The organism is Gilliamella sp. Imp1-1 (assembly GCF_001690415.1).
Lineage (GTDB): Bacteria > Pseudomonadota > Gammaproteobacteria > Enterobacterales > Orbaceae > Gilliamella > Gilliamella bombi.
In genome coordinates, this window is the sequence record NZ_LZHK01000048.1 from 1 (window position 1) to 24,996 (window position 24,996).

At 34.3% G+C, this 24,996-nt stretch carries 24 protein-coding genes; 14 read left to right on the forward strand and 10 right to left on the reverse strand.

Annotated elements, in window-relative coordinates:
- On the forward strand, positions 1-334 hold a 334-nt coding region (locus tag A9G38_RS04505; RefSeq protein ID WP_065623264.1), incomplete at its 5' end, for an IS3 family transposase.
- Between the two features lie 277 nt (positions 335-611).
- Here A9G38_RS04505 and era read toward each other — a convergent pair.
- The 8 genes from era to A9G38_RS04545 all read right to left on the reverse strand — a co-directional run bounded on the left by era (position 612) and on the right by A9G38_RS04545 (position 10,116).
- Positions 612-1,517 carry a GTPase Era gene (gene era / locus A9G38_RS04510; RefSeq protein WP_034909964.1) on the reverse strand — a complete coding sequence of 302 codons (906 nt, stop codon included), beginning with the start codon at positions 1,515-1,517 and terminating at the stop codon, positions 612-614.
- Positions 1,514-2,191, reverse strand: a complete 678-nt coding sequence (rnc, locus tag A9G38_RS04515; protein WP_442902857.1) for a ribonuclease III — start codon at positions 2,189-2,191, stop codon at positions 1,514-1,516. The genes era and rnc overlap by 4 nt, the downstream gene beginning before the upstream one ends.
- Before the next feature lie 8 nt (positions 2,192-2,199).
- Complete coding sequence (gene lepB, locus A9G38_RS04520; RefSeq protein ID WP_034909970.1) at positions 2,200-3,201, reverse strand: signal peptidase I; 1,002 nt, start codon at positions 3,199-3,201, stop codon at positions 2,200-2,202.
- A 48-nt stretch (positions 3,202-3,249) separates the two neighbouring features.
- Complete coding sequence (gene lepA, locus A9G38_RS04525; RefSeq protein ID WP_034909972.1) at positions 3,250-5,046, reverse strand: translation elongation factor 4; 1,797 nt, start codon at positions 5,044-5,046, stop codon at positions 3,250-3,252.
- Between the two features lie 155 nt (positions 5,047-5,201).
- Positions 5,202-6,185 (reverse strand): MucB/RseB C-terminal domain-containing protein, encoded by a 984-nt coding sequence (locus A9G38_RS04530; RefSeq protein ID WP_080702282.1) that lies wholly within the window; start codon positions 6,183-6,185, stop codon positions 5,202-5,204.
- A gap of 6 nt (positions 6,186-6,191) precedes the next feature.
- Positions 6,192-6,770, reverse strand: coding sequence for an RseA family anti-sigma factor (locus A9G38_RS04535; protein ID WP_034909977.1), 579 nt, complete (start codon positions 6,768-6,770; stop codon positions 6,192-6,194).
- Positions 6,771-6,819: 49 nt separating this feature from the next.
- Entirely contained in the window at positions 6,820-7,392 is a 573-nt protein-coding gene (gene rpoE / locus A9G38_RS04540; RefSeq protein WP_034909980.1) for an RNA polymerase sigma factor RpoE, read from the reverse strand.
- A gap of 219 nt (positions 7,393-7,611) precedes the next feature.
- Positions 7,612-10,116, reverse strand: a complete 2,505-nt coding sequence (locus tag A9G38_RS04545) for a class I adenylate cyclase (protein WP_141671184.1) — start codon at positions 10,114-10,116, stop codon at positions 7,612-7,614.
- 92 nt (positions 10,117-10,208) lie between these two features.
- On the opposite strand from A9G38_RS04545, the gene A9G38_RS04550 reads away from it, so the two are divergent.
- The 12 genes from A9G38_RS04550 to A9G38_RS04605 all read left to right on the forward strand — a co-directional run bounded on the left by A9G38_RS04550 (position 10,209) and on the right by A9G38_RS04605 (position 19,959).
- Complete coding sequence (locus A9G38_RS04550; RefSeq protein WP_034909983.1) at positions 10,209-10,820, forward strand: NUDIX hydrolase; 612 nt, start codon at positions 10,209-10,211, stop codon at positions 10,818-10,820.
- Positions 10,821-11,177: 357 nt separating this feature from the next.
- The gene (locus tag A9G38_RS04555) at positions 11,178-11,978 is read left to right on the forward strand and encodes a YdgH/BhsA/McbA-like domain containing protein (protein WP_034909984.1); all 801 of its coding nucleotides are present in this window, start codon (positions 11,178-11,180) and stop codon (positions 11,976-11,978) included.
- A 354-nt stretch (positions 11,979-12,332) separates the two neighbouring features.
- Positions 12,333-12,707, forward strand: a complete 375-nt coding sequence (locus A9G38_RS04560; RefSeq protein WP_034909987.1) for a hypothetical protein — start codon at positions 12,333-12,335, stop codon at positions 12,705-12,707.
- An 87-nt stretch (positions 12,708-12,794) separates the two neighbouring features.
- A complete protein-coding gene (gene rsfS / locus A9G38_RS04565; RefSeq protein ID WP_034909992.1) occupies positions 12,795-13,112 on the forward strand; it encodes a ribosome silencing factor in 318 nt (105 codons plus the stop codon).
- A 4-nt stretch (positions 13,113-13,116) separates the two neighbouring features.
- Positions 13,117-13,587: a 23S rRNA (pseudouridine(1915)-N(3))-methyltransferase RlmH gene (rlmH, locus tag A9G38_RS04570; protein WP_034909993.1), complete on the forward strand. Its 471-nt coding sequence runs from the start codon at positions 13,117-13,119 to the stop codon at positions 13,585-13,587.
- An 18-nt stretch (positions 13,588-13,605) separates the two neighbouring features.
- Entirely contained in the window at positions 13,606-14,073 is a 468-nt protein-coding gene (ybeY, locus tag A9G38_RS04575; RefSeq protein ID WP_034909995.1) for an rRNA maturation RNase YbeY, read from the forward strand.
- Positions 14,074-14,189: 116 nt separating this feature from the next.
- Positions 14,190-15,062: a CNNM family magnesium/cobalt transport protein CorC gene (gene corC, locus A9G38_RS04580; protein ID WP_034909998.1), complete on the forward strand. Its 873-nt coding sequence runs from the start codon at positions 14,190-14,192 to the stop codon at positions 15,060-15,062.
- The gene (lnt, locus tag A9G38_RS04585; protein ID WP_034910001.1) at positions 15,055-16,596 is read left to right on the forward strand and encodes an apolipoprotein N-acyltransferase; all 1,542 of its coding nucleotides are present in this window, start codon (positions 15,055-15,057) and stop codon (positions 16,594-16,596) included. Before corC ends, lnt begins: the two co-directional genes overlap by 8 nt.
- Positions 16,597-16,822: 226 nt before the next feature.
- Positions 16,823-17,731, forward strand: a complete 909-nt coding sequence (locus A9G38_RS04590) for a glutamate/aspartate ABC transporter substrate-binding protein (RefSeq protein ID WP_034910003.1) — start codon at positions 16,823-16,825, stop codon at positions 17,729-17,731.
- An 88-nt stretch (positions 17,732-17,819) separates the two neighbouring features.
- Complete coding sequence (locus A9G38_RS04595) at positions 17,820-18,560, forward strand: amino acid ABC transporter permease (RefSeq protein ID WP_034910007.1); 741 nt, start codon at positions 17,820-17,822, stop codon at positions 18,558-18,560.
- Positions 18,557-19,237 carry a glutamate/aspartate ABC transporter permease GltK gene (gene gltK, locus A9G38_RS04600; RefSeq protein WP_034910009.1) on the forward strand — a complete coding sequence of 227 codons (681 nt, stop codon included), beginning with the start codon at positions 18,557-18,559 and terminating at the stop codon, positions 19,235-19,237. Before A9G38_RS04595 ends, gltK begins: the two co-directional genes overlap by 4 nt.
- A complete protein-coding gene (locus tag A9G38_RS04605) occupies positions 19,234-19,959 on the forward strand; it encodes an amino acid ABC transporter ATP-binding protein (RefSeq protein WP_034910011.1) in 726 nt (241 codons plus the stop codon). Before gltK ends, A9G38_RS04605 begins: the two co-directional genes overlap by 4 nt.
- A 100-nt stretch (positions 19,960-20,059) precedes the next feature.
- On the opposite strand, the gene recD is transcribed toward A9G38_RS04605, so the two are convergent.
- Together recD and A9G38_RS04615 are read right to left on the reverse strand one after the other, a co-directional pair.
- Positions 20,060-21,910 (reverse strand): exodeoxyribonuclease V subunit alpha, encoded by a 1,851-nt coding sequence (gene recD / locus A9G38_RS04610; RefSeq protein WP_051634124.1) that lies wholly within the window; start codon positions 21,908-21,910, stop codon positions 20,060-20,062.
- A 24-nt stretch (positions 21,911-21,934) separates the two neighbouring features.
- Positions 21,935-23,521, reverse strand: coding sequence for a DUF4139 domain-containing protein (locus A9G38_RS04615; RefSeq protein WP_034910012.1), 1,587 nt, complete (start codon positions 23,519-23,521; stop codon positions 21,935-21,937).
- A 236-nt stretch (positions 23,522-23,757) separates the two neighbouring features.
- Here A9G38_RS04615 and nadR point away from each other — a divergent pair, with 236 nt between their 5' ends.
- On the forward strand, positions 23,758-24,990 hold the full coding sequence (gene nadR / locus A9G38_RS04620; RefSeq protein WP_034910013.1) for a multifunctional transcriptional regulator/nicotinamide-nucleotide adenylyltransferase/ribosylnicotinamide kinase NadR: 1,233 nt from the start codon (positions 23,758-23,760) through the stop codon (positions 24,988-24,990).
- The last annotated feature ends 6 nt before the right edge of the window (positions 24,991-24,996 follow it).

Below are 24,996 nucleotides of genomic sequence, written 5' to 3' on the forward strand. Positions count from 1 at the left end.
CATGCAAGCTATGAGTCAAATTCCAATGAACTTACAGACGATTGAGTTGTTTCATTCTGATAGAGGAAAAGAGTTTGATAATCATTTGATTGATGAATGTTTAACAGCATTTGGAATTAAACGGTCCTTAAGTCGCAAAGGCTGCCCCTATGATAACGCAATTGCAGAAAGTACATTCAAAGCAGTGAAAACAGAATTTGTGTCAAATACTATTTTTGATTCACTGGCGCAACTTAAATTGGAATTTAATCACTATGTGGATTGGTTTAATTATAATCGACTTCATTCAACATTAAATTACCAGTCGCCGATTGAATACAAAAGAAATCGATGACCTTATCTTTTTGGTACTAAAAAGTGTGGACATACCACCAGAATAAATACATTCAATGCTATAAGGATATTAGGCTAACAAATCGTTTTGTAAAATTAGGATTGAGCCAAATTAGGGGCTATCTAGATAAATACCCGCATAAAGATCATATGAAAAGTTTTCAATGCGATAAATAAATATTCTTAAGTCTTTTGTTTACAACATCGAAAAGAAGGAAATAAAATAAAAAAATCAGGCATATTTATGCCTGATGAATAACTAAAATCAAGTAGGATCTTTAATCATCACTATAACCCAAACTCCGCAATGCTCGTTCGTCATCTGCCCAGCCGGCTTTGACTTTTACCCAAAGCTCTAGATGGACTTTATTGTCGAAAAATGATTGCATGTCTTTGCGCGCTTCAATACCAATTTTTTTGATTTTTTCACCTTTGTTGCCGATGACCATTTTCTTTTGTCCATCGCGTTCAACTAAGATTAATCCATTAATTCGGTACATTCCGTTACGTTCATCAACTTTGAATTGTTCGATCTCAACTGTTACCGAATAAGGTAATTCATCACCTAAAAAGCGCATGAGTTTTTCGCGGATGATTTCCGATGCCATAAAACGTTGCGAGCGGTCGGTAATATAATCTTCAGGGAAATGGTGTTCGCCTTCTGGTAAGTGTTTTTTGACGATATCTTTTATAATATCTACACCTTCTCCTTTTTCAGCGCTAATTGGCACAACATCAAGGAAGTTAATTTTTTGGCTTATCGCTTGAATATGTGGTAATAATTGTGTTTTGTCGGTGACGTTGTCAATTTTATTAATCACTAACAGAACTAGGCTTTTGCAATCTTTGAGTTTGTTGGCGACCATTTCGTCGTCGTCATTCCAATGTGTGCCTTCAACCACAAAAATAACGAGTTCAACATCCCCTATTGAGCTGCTTGCAGCACGATTCATTAAGCGGTTTATGGCTCTTTTTTCTTCAATATGAAGTCCGGGGGTGTCGATATAGATAATTTGGTCATTATCCTGCGTGTCAATACCCACAATTCGGTGACGGGTCGTTTGCGCTTTGCGTGATGTAATCGAAATTTTTTGACCAAGCAATTGGTTTAGTAGCGTTGATTTACCTACATTTGGTCGCCCGACAATGGCGACAAATCCACAATGTTGTGTTGTTTCTGTCATTTTATACCTAATTGGTTAAGTGCTTCTTGTGCGGCAGCTTGTTCTGCTTTTCGGCGACTTAAGCCACGACCTAAATATTCATGGCTATCATTGTCAATTTTACATTGAATTAAGAATTCTTGTTCGTGGTTATCGCCAGTTACTTCAAGAATTAAATAACATGGGCGCGGACGATGAATTCCTTGTAAGTATTCTTGTAATCTTGTTTTGGCATCTTTTTGTTTAATACCTGGTTGAATTTGAGTCAAGCGGCTTTGGTACCATGATAAGATAAGTGAACGAACTGTGTCTAGGTTGCTATCTAGATAAATGGCACCGATTATGGCTTCTACAGCATCAGAAATAATCGATTCGCGACGAAAACCACCACTTTTGAGTTCACCCTGTCCTAAAATAAGGTGATCGCCCAATTTAAAATCCTTACCAATTTCGGCAAGTGTTTGCCCGCAAACAAGTGTTGCGCGCATTTGGCTTAGATCGCCTTCATCTTGTTTGACAAAACGGTGATAAAGTTCATCGGCTATGACAAGACTTAAAATAGAATCCCCTAAAAACTCTAAACGTTCGTTATGCAGTTTATTAGCACTTCGATGAGTAAGGGCTAATTCAAGTAGAGATGTATCTTGAAATATATAGCCGATTGATTGTTGAATTTGACTAAATTTTTTCATAATTATAGCTATTAGTGTATACCGCCAATACGACTAAAGCGGATTCCTGTTGGCCATTCGTTTGGTTGTTTTTCAAAGCTAATCCAAATTGCGGTTGCTTTACCAACAAAATTGGTTTCAGGAACAAAACCAAAGTATCGACTGTCACCACTGTTATCGCGGTTGTCACCCATCATAAAATAATGACCTTGTGGTACAACCCAAGTGGCTATCGGTTGTCCATCCTGATGATAAAAATAGCTAGGATTTTCTTGTGAACCTTGAGTGGTTAGAATATTATGCGGTGTGTCACCAAGAGTTTCTTGTTGAATATTCATATTTAATGTCATGATAGACTGAGAATCGACAATACCTTTATCCGCATATTGTTCTAGCGTGTAAAAATTAGGGTTTGGCTTGAACTGTTCATGCACCTCTTTCCAATTACTTGGCCTTGGTTCGCTGTAATGCAAATTGAGCGGCTGTGATTGTTGCCCTTCGCAATTTGCATCTGTTGCTTGGCAAGCAGGATAGATTAAAATTTGCTTTTCTTTTACCAGATAGACGATTTTGTCACCTGGTAAGCCGACAACACGCTTTATAAGATCCATTTGAGGAACATTTGGGTGTTTAAATACGGCAACATCACCACGTTGTGGTTGTCCTGTTGGAATGATGACGGTGTTAGTAATAGGATCTCGCATGCCATAAGAAAATTTTTCAACCGCAATAAAGTCGCCAATGAGTAATGTCTGCATCATTGATCCTGATGGAATTTGAAACGGTTCATAGATGAATGAACGAATAACAAACACAACAAACAATACCGGAAAAAACGATGCCAAATTTTCAACCCAAACTTTGGGTTTACCAACTTCGGCAAGTATCTTTCCATCAACTTCGCCATTGCTTTGAGTACGGATTTCTTCAACTTTACGTTGTCTTGCTGGTTTCCATTTGAATTTTTCTAAAAACCAAAAGATACCAGTAATAAGTGTTGCTAGCGTTAATATGATGGCAAATGTTCCAGCCATTTTTTTCCCTCTTTAAATAAATCTTTTTATTGATTTGTTTTTACTTGGTTAATCTTTTCCTACATGCAAAATGGCTAAAAAGGCTTCTTGCGGTAATTCGACATTACCTATTTGTTTCATGCGCTTTTTACCTTCTTTTTGCTTCTGTAAAAGTTTCTTTTTACGACTCACATCGCCACCATAGCATTTGGCTAATACATTTTTGCGTAGTTGTTTGACCGTTGATCTTGCTATGACATGATTGCCGATAGCAGCTTGTATGGCAATATCAAATAGTTGACGAGGAATAAGATCTTTCATTTTTTCAACTAATTCTCGTCCACGATATGGTGCATTGTCTTTGTGGGTAATTAAGGCTAATGCGTCAACACGTTCACCATTAATTAATACATCTAACCTTACCATGTCGGCAGCTTGGAATCGTTTAAAACTGTAATCTAATGATGCATACCCACGCGAAGTCGATTTTAGTTTGTCAAAAAAGTCTAATACAACTTCGGTCATTGGGATTTCGTACGTTAAAGCAACTTGATTGCCATGATAAACCATATTGGTTTGCACACCACGTTTTTCAACACAAAGTGTGATGACGTTGCCTAAATAAGTTTGCGGAACTAATATGTTACATTCTGCTATTGGTTCGCGTAATTCTTGAATGTTATTTACTGCTGGTAACTTGGCAGGGCTATCAACGTAGATAATGTCATTTGATGTAGTTAGTACTTCATAAACAACCGTTGGTGCTGTGGTTATCAAATCAAGGTTGTATTCACGCTCTAAGCGTTCTTGAATAATTTCCATATGTAATAAGCCAAGGAAACCACAACGGAATCCAAACCCTAAAGCTCCAGAATTTTCTGGCTCATAAAACAATGAGGCATCATTTAGGCTTAATTTGCCAAGGGCATCACGAAAAGCTTCGTAATCGTCAGAACTGGTTGGGAATAATCCAGCATAAACTTGTGGTTTGACCTTTTTGAAACCAGGTAATGGATTTTGTGCAGGTGCTTTTGCTAAAGTTAAGGTGTCGCCCACTGGCGCGCCTAGTATATCTTTGATCGCACAAACAACCCAACCCACTTCACCACAATGCAAGCACTGCTTGTCAATCTGCTTAGGGGTAAAAATACCAAGTCGATCAACGTTATAAGTCATACCTGTGCTCATTACTTTGATCTTATCACCTTTGTTTAATTCACCATTTTTAATGCGAATTAATGAAACTACACCTAAATAATTATCAAACCATGAATCGATAATAAGTGCTTGCAATGGTGCTGTCGAGTCACCTTCTGGTGGTGGAATATCGCTGACCAATTGCTCAAGTACATCAACAACGCCAACGCCAGTTTTTGCCGAGCAACGCACTGCGTTGCTAGCATCAATACCTACAATATCTTCGATTTCGGCTGCAACGCGCTCAGGTTCAGCCGCAGGTAAGTCAATTTTGTTTAGAACAGGGACAACTTCAAGATCCATATCTAACGCGGTGTAGCAGTTTGCTAGCGTTTGTGCTTCAACACCTTGCCCCGCATCCACAACTAATAACGCACCTTCACAAGCAGCTAGCGAGCGCGACACTTCATAAGAAAAGTCAACATGACCTGGTGTGTCAATAAAATTGAGCTGATATGTTTCGCCATTTTTAGCATGATAATCAAGGGTTACACTTTGTGCTTTGATTGTGATGCCACGTTCACGCTCAAGATCCATTGAATCAAGTACTTGAGCTTCCATTTCACGATCTGAAAGCCCACCACAAATTTGTATTATGCGGTCTGAAAGCGTTGATTTACCATGGTCAATATGGGCAATAATTGAAAAATTGCGGATATTTTTATTCATATTAATAAATTATAATTAGTATCTTGGTTATTAACGGTTAACTATCTAAAATGCCTTTTGGTTATGACCAATATTGCTAATAATTACATAGTCAGAAAGAGAAACATTTTACACTTTTATCGCTACTAAGCATAGCGTTATCGAGAAGTTTGCGTTTATTTCTGAACAATATTTTGTGCAATACGTTCAACTGTAGTACGCGGTAAATTACCTATGATGATAATATTTTTATGACCTAAGTTGGTTGAAAAAATAGTCCTTCCACCTTGTTGAATAATCTGATTAGATTGTTTAGCTTGTTCAGATGAGATATTGACCGTAAATGAAAATACACCATCTGAAAACAATTTAGTAGCAATATCAGAACTATAAAAATTCAAATTATAAGCAGCCACTTCTTTAAATCCTTTAGGTAACCAAGCTAGTCGCCATTGGTCAAAGGCATTATTTTGTTTTTCAATCGATAATAAGATTGGGTAATTTCGGCTGTTGATATAATCTAGCTGTTCTTTCTTATCAAAATTTTTATCTAGTTGTATTACTTTAATCTGATTAATGATATCGCTATTTTGATCTAATAAATCGATCCTAATGGGTAAAAAGGTTTCATCATCAATCCAAATTACATAGCTATAACGGTCCTGTTCTTTCGCTATGATTTTGACTAGTTTTGCGCTTCGATTAGCTGTTCTTGCTTTTCCTAAAAAAATAAAGTCGTAAACATCCTTAAGGTCATTAAAATTATTATAAACAACGTCAGGGAAAGCTTCGATAATTCGTGAGCTAGTGATAGAAAATGATGAACTATTAGGCTGAAAGTAACTGGTTATCCCTTTATGTAAGATGATCTCTTTATCAGAGCCTTCTAGATAGCGCAAGTAGGCATTAATATCTTCTTTTACAGGCGCACCCATATGGCTATATTCGAATGTGGTTACATATTGATTTTTATCTTGAGATACGAAGTAAATGCGGTAATCTTGCGTTTGTACAGCGTGATTCATTTTGTTTAATAACGCAAAGGCATCCTCTGTATCGTTGGCATAAATCGATACTGAAAAAAATGTAAAAAACAGAGCGAATATTATTTTTCGTCTCTGTTTTATAAAATATTTGATGAAATAATTTAGCGATTTCATTTAAAATTAGTGTGCATTTAATCTTTTTTGCAATTCATAATCTTGTACAAGCAATCTAATTTTGTCGTATTGTCGTTTTTCAAGTAATTGCTGATCGTTTTGTTGATGAATGCCACCTACAGGAGCCACACTTACACCAACTGGTACTGTATTTAATGTAGGGCTTGCACTGGTACTATTTGTTTGTCCTTGATTATATTGTACACCTGCAATAATTCCAAGAGTTACACACGCTGCAAGTCCAACTTGGCTTACTTTGCCAATAAAGTCTTTAACGTGAATCCAAATTAGGTTTTCAGCTTTTGGTGGCGTAGTTGTGTCAATATTAGGTTGATCAATTGGTTGATTGTATAAATCTTCAGTTGCTATCGCTTGTGCAATTTGACTAGAGATATCTAAATTTAGTGAACTACTATGATTTAATAAACTACTATGTAATTCACCTCGCATTGTGTCTCTGATAATATGGTAACGATGCCAGCATGATTGCAAACTTTCATCATTTAATACTTCATCAACAATATGGTCGTTTGTAAACTCACCATCCATAAGTAATGAAAGTTGCTCTTTCTGTTCTATTTGCATAGTAAACACCTTAAATTTATGACTACTCTTTATTATTTGTTTGTAGCCATTAACTGAGTAATGGTTTAATTTTTTCATCAATTGCATCACGAGCTCTAAAAATACGTGATCTCACTGTGCCAACTGGTACATCCATGATTTGAGCGATTTCTTCGTAGCTTAACCCTTCGATTTCGCGCAATGTAATTGCGGTTTTTAAATCATCTGGTAATGCTTCGATCGTTGCAAATACTGTTTTTTTTACTTCGTCTGAAAGCGCTAAATTTTCAGGATTATCAAGATCTCTTAATGAATCTGCACCTTCATAACTTTCGGCTTCACTAGCATCTATATCTGATGATGGTGGCCGTCGTCCTTGAGACGTTAAGTAGTTTTTTGCTGTATTAACTGCAATTCGATACAGCCATGTGTAAAAAACACTTTCACCTTTAAAAAGACTTAATGATCGATATGCCTTAATAAAAGTCTCTTGCACAACATCAGGAACTTCGGACGCTAATACATAACGAGAAACCAAATGAGCCAGTTTATTTTGATAACGAACAACAAGTAAATTAAATGCGTTTTTGTCTCCATTAAGAACGCGATCTACTAATACTTGGTCTGTTACTTGCTCCCCCATTAAAGGCCTTTCCTTATTTTGTTAATAACTGTCAATCGGCCCAAAGTTGTGCAGACATACAGTTAGATTCTTAAATTAGAAAAAAGTTCCCATTATTTTAATAGAAATTTAATTATTTTACTTATTAATTGTAAACTTTTATTATTTTTATACTAAAACACATAGTTACCTGAAACTTTTTGACATGATTACATTCAAGTAAGATCGTTTGCCGATCTTTTAATTAAGCGGGATAATCTGTCTTTCATCTCGCTCATTATAGGTGATTTGATAAAATTGAGGTAGATTAAAATTAACTGAGCTACTGGTAGTAAATGAAAAACGATCGTCAGATAAGATATAAAATTCGTTAATATCTTTAACCATATTATCTATTGAACCGTTGCAATTACGGTATATTTCAACTTGGTTATGTTCATTTAGAATGTAAAGATCAAAACCTGAATCAGTATTTTCAAAAAAGAATTGTATGATCCCGGCATAAGCCACGCTATCAATTTCTTTTGGTAGTTCATTTGTTTCGTCTAAAATGTTTAGTGGTCTACCTTGTATTTTGTTATTTGATACCGCACCATAAAAATCAATCGCATTTTCAAATTGATGACATGATACCCCTAATCGCTCAAAAAATAGATACCATGAAGCTCCACCGATCCTTAATGGTTTTACTTGCGTTGAGTTATTTTGAGTGGTAGTTAAACGTAAATCAATACATTCATCCATTAACTTTTTCATTTGTTGTTTGATTTCATCACTCTGGTACTCGCTATAACAAAATATTTCTAGCGAATTGGGTAAATCAGCATCTTTATGCATTCGATTTAGTAACTCCTTAATCGCCTGCAGTACCGATAACGCACCGCTGAAATGGAGAACACGAATTTCGTTCCACGAATTACGATAAAGAAGATCAATTGATCCCACTAAGCTGAGTTCGTTTTTACCATAATTAAGTACACTATTGGTCACTTCATCGTCTAATTCAATATTAGCCGTCGGATCGTCTTCTAAATTTAAAATAATAGCTAAGTGACGAATTTCGCATGGTCCATATAACTGTTCTTCAGTTGCTGCTGGCACATCAGTAGGAAAGTAATTTTTTAGATCTGCGATCAATTTATTAATTTTCAAATTATTTCGGTTTTCACCATCATGATAATAAAAGTGAGTGCTATCAGCAATTAATCCGTTAAAATAACACCAGCCTACTAGTTTTACTAAGTATTTGCTATATTCAAGATATTGATGGCCAATAATTGAGTGCAACATGGGTTTTTGATTGTAAACATACCATCCTGCTCGATTGATGCGATCTTCTGCAACATGAATAAAAGTTAATGCTTCCTCTTGTAAATTATCAGATATATTGAGCTTTAACGTTGTAATCTTTCCCGGTAATACTTCAAAAGCAGCATAGAGCTTACGTGTTAATATTGCCAGATCTTGAGGACTAATTAATGAGTCTAAATTATTACGACGACCAAAATTGAGTAAATTTCGATAGCCAGACATCATAGTGTGTAATAAGATTTCGTGTATTTCTCGGACTTGCCCTATTTTCCAAGATTGACTCGCATCTAATTTTGCAATTTGTTGCTCATCCCATCCCCAACTTTTAACTAACTCACTTAAAATAGAGCGTCGCCATGACGACAATTGTGTTGGGATAGAAAGTTTTTCGTTCACTTTCAAATAAAAGCAATTACGAATTAATTCAAGTCGTTCATAATCATTAATTTCAATGAGGTATTTACTAATTCTGTCCAACAACATGTAATAAGAATCTAGGTACATCCCATTATGAATTTCGCCTTTTTGAATCAGTTCCCTCATTTGATAAGCAACTGGTTTATTTTGTGGGTAAATCCATGAGTACGCTTCTAATAATAGGGTTTTGAGTACGGCTTTAAAAGGTGAATCAATACTTTTGTAAAGTTGCCATAAACTTGCGCCAAAATACTCTTGAGCTGATAATCCAGTTAGTGGACCAAAATCAATCCATTGTTCTCGCTCGATTAAATTAAGATCAACCATCGCTTGAACGCACTTCTCATAAGTAGGGTAAGTAACGTTATTCACGGTGAAATTATAAGGTATTACAAACCACAGTAAATATTTGCCAGCCAACAAATTTGCAGAACGGTAAAACTCCTCAAGTAACAAAATATGCTGCGCAGTTCCGCAATTTTCGCCCATTAGACATTCATGATGTTTATTAATAAAACGATCAGCATCTACCACAAATAACGTTAATTTGACTTGCAAATTTGCCGCCCAACCTTCGAGCAAACGGCATTTTTGTTGTAAAGCTTCTTTTTGTTGATCTGTTAAATTGTTTTCAATGCATATCCAGATATCAAGATCAGATTGAATTGACTGTCCAATAGAACAAGTACTTCCCATTGTATATAAAGCGGATATTGCTGGGATATTAATTATTTTATTTTCGTTAGTGGATGGAATAAAATCGAATTCGGTTTTAAGCCGTTTACTTACATCATCAGACAATTGATAGCAAGCAATACCTGAAGGTATATCCCCTTCCATATATCCTGGTAATTTAGGTGCGTGATAATGAAAAAGCGCAGGAAGTAATAAAAATACCTGCTGAAATTCAGGAGACATACCAATGATAGCACGCTCACGTTTCAATTTGGCAAGATCTTCAAGCTCTTTTTTTATGTTATTGATATAATATTGCATGGCTTCAATTAGATAAAACACGCGTATTAATTTAACGCTACTATTAAATCTAGCATGTTATTTGTGTAAGGTAAATAGAACAAAAATTTAAACCCTAAATAAAATGAATAATTATGATAACAATTGAAAATATTGCTAAACAGATGCAAAAAAAAGAAAACACAAAATTTATCGATAATAAAGCTGCAGTATTATTGCCGATTATTGATATTGATCATCAATTGCATCTTTTATTTCAAATTAGATCTAGAAAATTAAAATGGCAACCTGGAGATATTTGTTTTCCTGGTGGGCGTGTGGAATTATCTGATACCAACCCCGAATACACAGCTAAACGAGAAACAGTTGAAGAATTGGGCATACCCTTTAACCAAATAACAATTTTAGGAGCATTACCCAAGTTTATTGCAACATTAGGTATGGCTATTTATCCATTTGTTGGCACAATCAATTCATTTGATGATTTGCAACTAAATCATGATGAAGTCGAACAGATTTTTACCGTTCCTATTGAGTGGTTTATTCAAAATCCCCCTCAGCGTGCAACAATGTTTGTCGGGCATAAACCTTCTGATGATTTCCCTTTTGATATCATTTTAAACCGATCACCTAAATGGCAAAAAAGAGCTGAGTATTCTGTCTATTATTATCAGTATCACAATCGGGTTATTTGGGGATTAACTGCACAAATCCTTAAATTCTTTATTGAAAGAATTAGAGAATAATCTGTAGGAAAAATATAATTTAGAAAATATTAACATTCTTAATTAGCTCAAATTAACTCTTTTTTTGACAATTCATTTCATTTTAAACAATTAATGCTAGGCACCCTTCTATTTGATTAAAAGAACTTGAGGATTATTACTGAACGTCTTATAACAATAACAAGTTGTTTTACTATTTTTCCCTACCAAAACAACTATTAATGTCTTAACGCTTTTTACAAGTAGACAAGGACAACACATCAGGAGCTCTGCCAGTTCGAATACTTTCGAAGTAATATCAATAAATGTATTTGCAAATAAAATAAGCGTTAAACAACGATTTTCTATTTTAATAATTCAAAAATGAAGGAATATATTATGAAACGTTTTACCAAATCCTCTATTGCATTAGCCGTATTGTTATCATTACCTGTTGCTAGTCTTTATGCTGCTGAGCCATTAACTGCTAAAGAAAGTAGTCATTTAGTACCATTAAAAGAAATTTCAGTAACTGGAAGTTATTTACAAGCCGAAAATGCTGCTAAAGATATTTCTCGCGCTGCCGATGAAGCAGGTGCTAAATATTACTATATTACTGCAATGGAAAGTCCAGCTAATGGAACTTCTTCAGATCGTGCGATTGTTTATGCCAATATTTACAAATCTAACGCACCAATAGCCGTACAGAAAAATGAAACTATTTATAATGGCGTGGTTTCTTATGAACGTTCAAAAGCTCTTTACTATTTACCATTTGATGTTGTTAAATTTAAAGGTAATTACAATAACACTTCCGAAATTACCGAAGCTGCAAGTAAATTAGCCGCTGAAAAAAATGCCTATGCGTTTTATATCGATTCAATTTCATCTGATGATATTAGAAACCAAGCAGAAAATATCGAAGTTGCTTTATACAAACAAGACGCACCCGTTAGGGATTATATCGTCACAACAGCAATAGCAGGTCAAGATGCCTACGAAATTAGTAGCGAAGCATTTAAACACATGACGCCATTTAGTACTATTAGCTTCCATGGTGTATTTAACAATACAGCAGAAATCAGTGCCGCCGCACAAAAACATGCAGTTGCTAATGGTGCGCACTTTTATTATGTAAAAGAAGTATCATCTAACCCCGCAAGCACTGCACAAACTGTTTTTATAAATCTATATAAATAAGATTGTACGTAACTGAAATAAACCCACGTGAGCAATTTTACTTGCCCGTGGGCTTTGACTAAAAACACCTCAGATTTAGAATTAATTTTATTAAAGTTTTTATTTGTTTACTCCTAGATTATTCCACATCTCAATTCAAATTTCGTATTATTATTTTCATTTTTTAATCTCAAGACGGTATAGAATCCTGAATATTTTTACAAAAATTGGATCAGCAACACTAATTTTTTGTTTGAAAATGTGTGCCATTGAAATATAAAACTTTGCTTTTTTTATTGTTCAAATTTCCTTTAACATCTATATATTTGTATAAGATAAAATACGTGGAAATTATTCCATTAAATTGCATATATTATGAAAGCGATATTTTTCTTACTTTTTTTATTTAGTACCAATTTTGTAGAAGCAGCAACGGTTAGAATCCTTCCGCGCGTGGGTCACGATTACAACCCAATATATCCATCTTTATTAGGTTTATTTTTAGGACTTTTATTCTTGTTGGGTATATCGTCGTTAACAGAGGTGCTAGAGGAATTTAGCATAAATAGAGAAAAAATGCGAAAAGCAAAAGATACAATAAAAGATACTCTAAATAAAGAGGAACGTTTAGCTATAAATAATCAAAAAAAATTGAAAAGAGACCAAATAAAGAAAAACAGAAAAGAACAAATAAAAAAAATGCGTGAAGATAAACTAGCAAAAAAGAAAAGAAAAAAGCAATCCCAATAATCAATAAAAATATGTGTAAGTTATCATCACCGTTATTTTTAAAATATATGCTATAATGGCGCTTTATTTTTAATAAAAAGAGAGATTATTTTGCAGCAGTCGTTACAAGATTTTATTATTGATAAGATTGATGATCTAAAAGGAAAAGACATTGTTACCCTTGATGTTCGTGGCAAATCAAGTATTACCGATTATATGATTATTTGTACTGGCACTTCAAACCGTCATGTTTCCTCTATTGCTAACCATTTACTTGATGAAGCAAAAAAACAAGGCCATTTGGTGTTAGGTAGCGAAGGTAAAAGTGATGCCGATTGGGTCGTAGTTGATATGGATGCGGTCATTGTACATATAATGCAAGAAGAAAGCCGTCAGCTTTACGAACTTGAGAAGCTTTGGAGTTAATCACGTGAAGATACAGCTTATTGCTGTTGGCAATAAAATGCCAAACTGGGTTACCACTGCTTTTAATGATTATCAATCACGATTTCCTAAAGATATGCCTTTAGAGCTTATTGAAATCCCCGCTGGAAAACGTACCAAAAATGCAGATATTGTACGGATCTTAGATAAAGAGGGCGAAGCAATGTTAAGTGCCTGTGGTAAAGGCAATCGCATTGTGACTCTTGATATTCCAGGTAAACCTTACACAACGCATAATTTAGCTGAACAATTAGAACGTTGGAAAGTAGATGGCCGTGATGTGAGTTTATTGATTGGTGGACCTGAGGGGTTATCTCCTGCTTGCAAAGCGGCGGCGGAACAGAGTTGGTCACTGTCGCCACTTACCCTTCCTCATCCTTTAGTGCGGGTTATTGTAGCTGAAAGCCTTTACCGTGCATGGAGTTTAACCACTAATCATCCTTATCATCGTGAATAATAAAGTAAGGTAAATATGATGAGCGCAATTATTTTAGATTTGCAAATTGCTACAGAAGATAACAAAAATTTGCCTACCGAAGCGCAAATTATGCAATGGTTAGAGGTTATTTTACCTCAGTTTATGGATAACGCCGAGCTCACTATCCGTATTGTTGATAAACAAGAAAGTCAGCAATTAAATTGTACCTATCGTCATAAAGATAAACCAACTAACGTTTTATCTTTTCCGTTTGAATCTCCAATCGAGATCGATGTTCCTTTATTGGGTGATCTAATTATTTGTAAGCAAGTGGTTGAAGCTGAAGCTGAGCAACAACATAAATCATTAACTTCGCACTGGGCACATATGATTGTGCATGGTTGTTTACATTTACTCGGTTATGATCATATTCTTGACGAAGAAGCTGAAGAAATGGAAAATATCGAAATTGATATTATGCAACAATTGGGATTTGAAGATCCTTATCAACCCATTGATGAATAGAAATGTACGATAGGCTGTTTAGTTATATGCTATTTTGCAAACTTTTTAGTAAGTAAATTAAGTAAACTAAGCCAAAAATAGTAAATTAATAATAAAGTAAGAAAGGAAAAGCACAAATGAGTGATGATAATCACCGGAGACCTAAAAAAGGGTTTGCATTATGGTTAAGTCAGTTATTTAATTCGGAACCCAAAGATAAAGAAGAATTGATCGAAGTAATTCGCGAAGCCGAAGAAAACGAACTTATCGATCCTGATACCTTGGATATGATTGAAGGGGTAATGGATATAGCAGAACAACGCGTTCGCGATATTATGATTCCTCGCTCTCAAATTGTTACCATAAAAGACAATTATTCACTTGATGAGTGTCTAGATATTATTTCTGAACATGGGCATTCTCGTTATCCTGTTATTAGTGAAGATAGAGATCACATAGAAGGCATTTTATTGGCTAAAGATCTTTTGATTTTTATTCGCCAAGGTATTGATAATTTTGATCTCAAAAAAATTCTCAGACCAACCGTTGTTGTTCCCGAAAGTAAACGTGTCGATCATATGTTAAAAGAGTTTCGTATGCAGCGCTATCATATGGCAATGGCTATTGATGAATTTGGTGGTGTTTCGGGGCTTGTGACTATTGAAGATATTTTAGAACTTATCGTGGGCGATATTGAAGATGAGTATGATGAAGTTGAAGATCGCGATATTCGTCGCTTAACGCAATCGGTTTATACTGTGCGAGCCCTCACTCCAGTGGAAGATTTTAATGAAATATTTTCAACTGATTTTAGTGATGATGAGATGGATACCATTGGAGGACTGGTAATGCAACATTTTGGACGCTTACCCTTACGCGGTGAAACCATCACCATTGACGGCTATCAATTTAAAGTTACCATTGCAGATCGAAGACGAATCATTCAATTGCATGTGACTATTCCTGATGGGGCTACCGTGCCTAATTTAGAGTTATCTGAAAATGCTTAAAAAAATATTATTAAGCCTAATTTTTGGTGGTATCGCAGTTTTTAGTTATGCTCCATTTCATATTTGGCCTCTAGCTTTTGTATCGTTTGCCGGTCTTTTATGGCTTATTGCTGATAGATCTAAAAAACAAGCTATGTTACTGGGATTAAGTTGGGGCATTGGCTATTTTGCCGCTGGGATCCATTGGGTTTATATCAGTATTAAGCAATATGGAGAGTTACCCGCTCCCATTGCTATTATCATTTTAGGTTTTTTAATCCTATACTTGTCACTCTATCCTATGCTATTTGCTTTTCTATTAAGGATAGCAAATCGTTTTGCTGGACAATTTTCATTTAAACAACTTGTACTTCTTGCTCCTGTGCTCTGGCAATTAACTGAATTCTTACGAGGGCATATTTTAACAGGATTTGCTTGGTTACAACTCGGTTATAGCCAACTTGATAGTCCGTTAAAAGGCTATTTTCCTGTATTGGGGATTGATGGTGTTAATTTACTGCTAACAATTTTGTGTGGATTATTTGTTTATTGCATAAAGACAATAAATAGCAAAACGCCAAAAATGCACACGCTTAGTGCATTTATTGCACTACTTGTGATCTTATTTGCACCAATTTTATTCAATAATATTAATTGGACTAAAGCTAATGATACTCGTTCAGCTAATTTTGTTTTAATTCAAGGAAATATTTCACAGTCAATACGTTGGACAAAAGAACAACTTAACAACACATTACAAACCTATACAAAATTGACTAAACAAAACTTTGGTAAAGATAAAATTATCATTTGGTCAGAGGCCAGCATCACCGATTACGAAATAAATCAACAATCTTTTTTACAATATCTGGATAACGAAGCCCGAGCCCATGATTCTGAAATAGCTGTTGGTATTATTGATTATCGTTTTGGCGAAAATGGCTATCAATCTAATGGATATATCTACAATACTTTATTAGTATTAGGAGAAAAAGAGCCTTATCAATATCCAACTATCAACCGTTATAAAAAACACCATCTAGTGCCCTTTGGGGAGTTTACACCGTTAGAATCAGTACTTGAACCAATTGCTGAACTGCTCAATATTCCAATGTCCTCAATGAAATCTGGCGAAGCAAAACAACCTCAATTACAAATAAAAGGCTTTAAATTTACCCCAGCAATTTGTTATGAAGTGATTTTATCGAATTTAATGTGGCAAAATTTTACCCCAGATACTGATTTTTTACTTACTGTTTCAAACGATGCATGGTTTGGTGATAGTATTGGACCTAAACAACATTTACAAATGGCGCAAGCTAGAGCGCTTGAATTTGGTAGACCTTTAATTCGTAGTACTAATACAGGGATTACAGCAATCATTGATCCACATGGTAATATTGTTAAAAAATTACCGCAATTTGAAACAGGCGCATTATCTGCATCTGTATCACCAACAACTGGCCTAACGCCTTATGCTATATGGGGGAATTGGCCTTATTTAGTTGTGATGGCATTAATGTTTATCTCACTTTTTATAAAAAAACGTTTATAGTTCACGATACTGGCATAATTATTGCTTAAATATAATTGGGTTTTAATAAGTCTTGATGTAATCAATAATCTAATATTGCGTTAATTGCTGGTTACATCTAGCTCCAATGATAGATAAATAAACAGTAAAAAGTACTTTTATGCTAAAAAATAAGTTATAATATATGCCCTTTGTAAAAATGTTAAAATTATTTAATATGATACAAAATAAACTGTAGGAGATGAGTATGAACAAAAAGACAAAATTAACCAAACTAGTGTTATCATTTGCAATGTTAGGTCTAGTGAGTAGTACCGCATTTGCCGATGAATTAACTGGTACACTAGCTAAAGTAAAAGAAAATGGTGTGATTGTCGTAGGACATAGAGAATCATCAGTCCCGTTCTCATATTATGGTGATAACCAAACAGTTGTTGGTTATTCTCAAGATTACTCAGATCTTATTATTAATGCGGTAAAAAAAGAGTTAAACATGCCTAACTTACAAGTTAAATACTTACCGCTGACTTCTCAAAACCGTATTCCACTTTTACAAAATGGTTCTTACGATTTTGAATGTGGTTCAACAACCAATAATCTTTCTCGTCAACAACAAGTTGATTTTTCAAATACAATCTTTATTGTTGGCACTCGCTTTTTAGTTAAAACTAATAGCAATATTAAAGATATTGACGATCTGAAAGGTAAAAATGTGGTCGTAACTTCAGGTACAACATCCGAAGTTATGCTCAACAAAATCAATACTGAAAAAGGGTTAAATATTCGTATTATTGCGACCAAAGATCATGGTGATGCATTTCGCACACTTGAAAGTGGACGAGCAGCAGCATTTCTTATCGATGATGCATTATTAGCAGGTGAGCGATCCAAAGCAAAAAAACCTGAACAATGGGAAATTGTAGGTACACCATTATCTTATGAAGCCTATGGTTGTATGTTGCGTAAACAAGACCCACAATTTAAAGCTTTAGTCGATAAAACTATTTCAGAAGCACAAACATCAGGTGTCGCCGAAAAGTCATATAACCGCTGGTTTAAACAACCTATTCCACCAAAAGGGTTAAATATGAACTTTGATATGTCTTCTGAGATGAAAGAACTTTTCGCTCATCCTAATGATAAAGCATTAGATTAATACACAGATATTTTCCCATAAGGACGTAGGCAACTGCGTCCATCATCTTATTTAGTACTATTACATTTTTTTACGTGTTGGAGTATTTATGACAACAAGTTGGAATTGGGGAATTTTTCTTCAACCAGCACCATTTGGGGATACAACGTATCTTGGCTGGTTGTGGTTAGGTTTCCAAATGACCATATTGCTAGTTATTACATCAGGAACTGTTGCCTTTTTGGTTGGTTCGCTATTTGGTGTGCTGAGAACATTACCTAACCGCTTTTTATCTGGCTTAGGTACATGTTATGTTGAGGTTTTTAGGAATATCCCGTTAATCATTCACTTATTCTTTTGGATTGAAGTTGTACCAGCGTTGGTACCAGAATCTATCCGTGACTGGTTATATAGTCTTGACCCTATGATATTTACTTTATTAATGTCAACCATAGGATTAGGATTATTCACAGGTGCACGTATATGTGAACAAGTGAGAGCTGCTATTCAGTCAATCCCTACAGGTCAGAAAAGTGCAGGAATTGCATTAGGATTAACCTTAAAACAAACTTATTTATATATTTTATTGCCAAACGCTTATCGACGTGTTCTACCACCGTTAACATCTGAAATATTAAATATGGTTAAAAACTCAGCTGTTGCCTCAACTGTTGGTTATATCGAATTAACCAAACAAGCAAACCAATTGCTTGAACACGCTGGCCAACCTTATGAATCATTCATAGCTATTACATTCGGGTATGTACTTATCAATGTAGTCATAATGTTTACTATGCAATATATTGAGAAAAAAGTACGACTTCCTGGCATATTGGGAGGTAAATCATGATGGATTTAGAATGGGGACAAATCCTACCTAATTTACCTTATATCATGAGAGGTATGTTATTAACTTTAGAGATAACACTTACCGCGGTGATTTTTGGTATTGTTTGGGGAACGCTACTTGCCATTATGCGACTTTCTTCGATTAAAGTGCTACATTGGTTTGCTTTATGCTATGTAAATATATTCCGTTCAATTCCATTAATGATGGTTTTGCTCTGGTTTTATTTGCTTGTACCTCAACTATTAGAAAAAATTTTAAATCTTCCGCCTACAACAGATATACGTTTTGTGTCAGCATTGATCGCTTTTGCTTTATTTGAGGCAGCTTACTATTCAGAAATTATTCGGGCTGGTATTCAAAGTGTATCTAAAGGACAAATCAGTGCATCATTAGCACTAGGCATGACTAAAGGTCAGGCATTAAGAATGGTGATTTTACCGCAAGCATTTCGTATTATGGCTCCTTTATTATTAACGCAGGGGATTATATTATTCCAAGATACAACGCTTATTTATACATTAAATTTAGCGGATTTCTTCTATCGTGCGGTTAATATTGTAGGCAATAGAGATGGTTTAATCGTTGAAATGGTATTATTTACAGGAGCAGTTTATTTTGTTATTTGCTTCACCGTTTCACGTCTAGTTAATTATTTTAAGAAAAGGATTACTCGATGATCTCCTTAGAAAATATTTCAAAATGGTATGGACAATTTCAGGTATTAAAAAACTGCACCACTCGAGTTGGTAAAGGCGAAGTTGTTGTTGTTTGTGGTCCTTCAGGTTCAGGAAAATCAACCCTGATAAAAACTGTAAATTGTTTAGAGCCTGTACAAAAAGGCAAAATTATTATTGATGGAACAGAAGTTACAAATAAAGCGACTAACTTAGCTAAATTACGCTCCAAAGTAGGTATGGTATTTCAACACTTTGAACTGTTTCCACATTTAACTATTTTAAAAAATCTAACACTTGCACAAATTAAAGTGTTAGGTCGAACAGACGAAGAAGCTCGAGAAAAAGCGCTTAATCTTTTAGAGCGTGTTGGTTTACTTGCCCATGCAGATAAATACCCTGCTCAGCTCTCTGGTGGTCAACAACAACGTGTAGCGATCGCTCGTGCGTTATGTATGGATCCTATTGTTATGTTGTTTGATGAACCAACCTCAGCACTAGATCCTGAAATGGTAAACGAGGTGCTAGATGTTATGGTTGAACTGGCTTATGAAGGTATGACTATGATGGTGGTTACTCATGAAATGGGCTTTGCGCGTAAGGTAGCCCACCGAGTTATCTTTATGGATGCTGGTGAAATTATTGAAGATACCTCAAAAGAGCAGTTTTTTACTAATCCACAATCAGATCGTGCTAAAGACTTCTTAGCTAAAATTATCCATTAATTTAATTATTACAGGGCTTTTAGCCCTGTTTTATTATTTCTTCCTCGAATTACACATCATCTTTCAAAAAATAAACTCAAATATGCTTATCAAAACAGAATCAGCTATTATTTTGCAATAAACTGACTAAACCACTATGTCTTTGCGTTTGTGATTTAATTGCTTGTAACAAGATAGCTTCAGTCGCATAAATTGAAACCGTTTTTTTAGCACGAGTAATAGCAGTATAAAGTAAAGAACGATTAAGTAACGGCGAATTATCAGTTGGTAAGATAATATTTACATCATCGAATTCTGAACCTTGTGATTTATGAATTGTCATGGCATAAGCCGTTTCATGTTCGGGTAATCGAAATGGAGAAAACCCTTTAATAGATCCATCAGCAAAAGGGAAATAAACACGCAATTTTGAACTATCATGCTCAGCTTTTAATGTAATGCCAATATCACCATTATATAGCCCTAATGAAGCACTATTACGTAATATCATGATGGGTCGACCAACATACCATGCTTCTTTATTTTTCAAATAAATTAATTTGTTTTTGGCTAAAAGTAATTCAATTTGTTTATTTAAACCTTCGACACCAAAATGTCCTTCTCTGACAGCACAAAGTAAGCGATATTCAGCAAATTTAGATAAAACCAACGCTATATCATTAGTTCCATTCTGCTTAATCACATTTAAATAATGTTTATAATGATTAATACTATCGTGTAAAATATCTTCATAAGCCTGTTGTGAAGAAAGAGCATGATACTGAATATCACTCAGTGATTCATCTAATAATAATTTTTTAACAGAAGTTGAGCTCCCAGCTTTGACTGCATTAGCCAACAAGCCAATACCAGATGATTCGTTAAAACGATAACTTTTTTGTAATAAACAAATGCTATCAGTAATTTTTGCTGTTTGCTGGCAAGCTGGTACATCATAACCAGTCAATTGACTTAGCTCTTTTGCCCGTGCTTCACTATAACCATGCGAAATAAAGGTACAAAGGTCACCAAACACGGCTCCGGCTTCAACTGATGAGAGTTGATCTTTATCACCTAACAAAATTAAACGAGCAGAATTAGGTAATGCTTCAATTACTCTTGCCATCATATTTAAATCAACCATAGATGCTTCATCAATGACTAACACATCGACATGCAATGGATTATTCTTATCATGCTTAAATGAACGATTATCTGCTTTTGCACCTAATAAACGATGTAAAGTGATTGCTTCTGCTTTTATATTTAGTGATGCAAAATCGAGTTGCTCGATTGTGCGACTCAGTGATTCGGTTAACCTTGATGCCGCTTTTCCTGTAGGTGCCGATGTAATAATTCGAGCATGCGGATTGGTTAACAAAATTCCGGCTAAAATTTTGGCAACAGTGGTTGTTTTACCTGTACCTGGTCCACCAGAAATAATAGCAACTTTGCGAGTTAACGCAGCAGCAACTGCTACTTTTTGCCAATCGATTTCGGTTTGATTCTGAATAAAAAGTTGATTAAGTACAGTGGTTAAATCAGTATTGTAGCTAAGTTCTTTATCTAAAGCTGTATGATTGAAATATTGAGCTACATTTTGTTCATCTGACCACATTCTTTGAAAATAAAGTTTATTTTCAATAAAAATAAGCGGAGACAAATTTGTTCCATCACTCACAACCTGACTATCATAAGCTTGTTCAAGAGCAATTTTCCAATCTTGCACATTTGGCGAATCTAATTGTAACCAAAGCTGTGATTCCATCGTTGATGCATCTAAATAAGCAAGATCTAGACAAACATGTCCCGATCTAACCTCTTTACTTAGTGATAGAACCAAAAAACTAAAACGTTTGATAGTAATATCATCATTTAACATTGCTTTATTCGTCAAAAACGTTGCCAAATGAATATCAAGCAAACTACTTTGGCTATCTTGTTTAAATTGGTTTAACCACTCGTTTAACATATTCTATTTCAGTTATTAACTTATTTATAAACCAATTATATCGTTAACTTTATCTTTTGGATAAGTCAGTTTAAAACTTAAGTTAAGATTTTTATTTTCACTTGGATTTAACTTAAATTTCCATGCTAATTCGCCAGTTTCTTTATTGTAGTTTGCGCCATCATATTTTGCATCATCAAGTGAAACTGATTTATTGACTATCGTCGGTAGTTGATCATAAACAACAATATCAATAGGTAGTATTTTGGTATTTTTTACATCAATGGTATAAGCATATTTTTGTGAAATGTCATTACCAAATAACGAAGGTTTTGATGTTTCATTAACATTACGGTTACGTGAAATAAAAATATTTTTATCTTTTCCTAAAGATATATCGAGGGTTTCTTTTAGATCTTTAGTGGTAATAAAGCTTTCGCCAACATAATTACCATTAAAAAAGACTGTCGACCTTCCTGGTAAAAGATTAAGCTTATCCCAATCAATAATTTGTGCTTGTAAGTACACACTGTTATCTAATTTAGGAATAGCAATATAATGATATTCTGCTTGAACTTCTTTATTTTGTAATGTAAGGATATTATTCTTACTATTAGATTTAATAGTATAAGGTAATTTAACCTCAAAGCGAGTATTAATACCCAATGTATTGGTTAATGTATTATCATCATTAGCGTAAACTGATCTTGACTTTCTTGCACTGATTTCATCGTAATCTTTTTCACTCTTAGTGAAAAAGAACCCACCTTTTTCAGTATACATGTCAATATACCAAGGAGCTAAATCTGGAGCAGTTATGCCTTCACTTGGCTTAGAAGTTGATAAACTGAAATCAACATTTTGCCAATCTAAACCACTATTTTGATAAATATCGGCTTTATATGTTAGTTGTAACGGAGCACTGACATCAGCAACACTCACATCATAAATCGGCGCCCAACCAGCTTTATTCGTAACATAGGACAAGGTAACTGGTAGTGTAACATCTTTATCAGAATAAATTTTCACGATAATTGCATTGGTTGTGTTTTTTATCAAAGCTTTCTGTTTATCGATCTTATCTTGACATTGTGCTATTTGTTCTTCTATTTGATTGACTTCTTTTTGGAGTCTGTTTTGTTCGTTTAATGTCGAAACTAAATTGCTCTTAACAAAATCCAAAGTATTTTTCATCTCATTAAAATTATCATTTGCATTTTTAACTAATTGCTCCAAACGATTGCCTTGTAAAAGGTTAACTTGTTCAGATACGGCTTTTAATTGCACTTCAGTGGTATCAAATTTTTCTTGTAACTGTTTTAACTCATTAAGTAAAGGCTTAATATCTTCACTTTCTTTATTATCACCTTCATAACTATCATCTAATGACGTTGACAATACTTTTACATTAGCATTATTACCAAATCCCACATTAATTGAATTAGTTTTGACACCATCAGCAATTCCTGTCAATAAAATTTCATTTTCCCCTTTGGTTAACGACACCGTTGATTGCCCTTGTAATTCTGCACCTTGCAAAAAAAGCGTGACTTTATTAAGTGTTACATTATTGTTTGCAAAAACACTGCTAGAAGCAAATGCAATTAAAAAAGCTAATTTCTGAATTTTCATATATTTCCTTTGAAGTAAAAACTAATTCATAACTATTTAAATATAATTATGTTATAAGTTAAACGGCACATAATTCTCTTTAACAATGGTAATAGAGTCGTTATTTTATCTGTTTAATTGCTATTAATTTTAACATAGTTGTAAAAAAAATAAATTATTTTACGTTTAATATATTGAACAAAAAATAAAAATGATTTATATTTTGTTTAAAATAAAAAACAAAATAAGGGGACTATATGAGTAACTTCAGTTATCTAAAAAAAGCAATCAAACGTAAGAATATATCTTTACAGACTGTAGCCGATGCTTGCCAAATGACTAAAGGTTATCTTAGTCAACTCATTAATGATAAAATTAAAAATCCAAGTGCACAAAAATTACAATCACTCCATCAATATTTACAAATTGAAGAACCAACCAAAAATAAAAAAGTGGGTGTGATTTTTGGCAAATTTTATCCTTTACATACTGGGCATATTTATCTTATTCAACGAGCAATTAGTCAGGTTGATGAGTTATATGTTATTCTTTGTTCTGATACTCAACGCGACGAAGCGCTTTTTAAACAAAGTGCTATGTCTCGCCAACCAACTATTAATGATAGAATTCGTTGGCTACTGCAAACTTTTAAATATCAAAAAAATATCCACATTGAATTATTAGAAGAAGACGGCATTCCAGCTTACCCAAATGGCTGGCATGAGTGGAGTGAACGAGTAAAGAAACTATTTCAAGAAAAAGGCATAAAACCAGATTATGTTTACTCAAGTGAACCGCAAGATGTCGCTATGTATAAAGATTTGTTTGATCTAGAAACTGTCTTAATTGATCCAAAACGACAATTTATGCAAATAAGTGGTACTCAAATCCGTCAAGCACCGCTGAAAAACTGGCAATACATTCCAACCGAAGTTAGACCTTTTTTTGTTAGAACCATTGCCATTTTAGGGGGAGAATCTAGTGGTAAATCAACTTTAGTTAATAAACTAGCAAACGTATTTAACACAACCAGTGCATGGGAATATGGTAGGGATTATGTATTTTCTCAACTTGGCGGGGACGAACGCGCATTACAGTATGCTGACTACGATAAAATCGCATTAGGGCATGCACAATATATCGATTTTGCCATAAAACATGCCAATAAAGTTTCGTTTATTGATACCGATTTTGTGACAACTCAAGCTTTTTGTAAAAAATATGAAGGTAAAGAACATCCATTTTTACAAGCTATGATCAATAACTATCGTTTTGATTTAGTGATTTTACTCGGTAATAACACGCCATGGGTCGCTGATGGTTTACGTCATTTAGGCAGTCCAAAACAACGTAAAGATTTTCAAAAACTATTAATAACGTTATTAGAAAAAAATAATATCAAATATATAGAAATAGAATCTCCCGATTACGAAGAACGTTATTTACGCTGCATTGAACTAGTTAATCAACTTATTAATGATGAAGAGTAATAAATT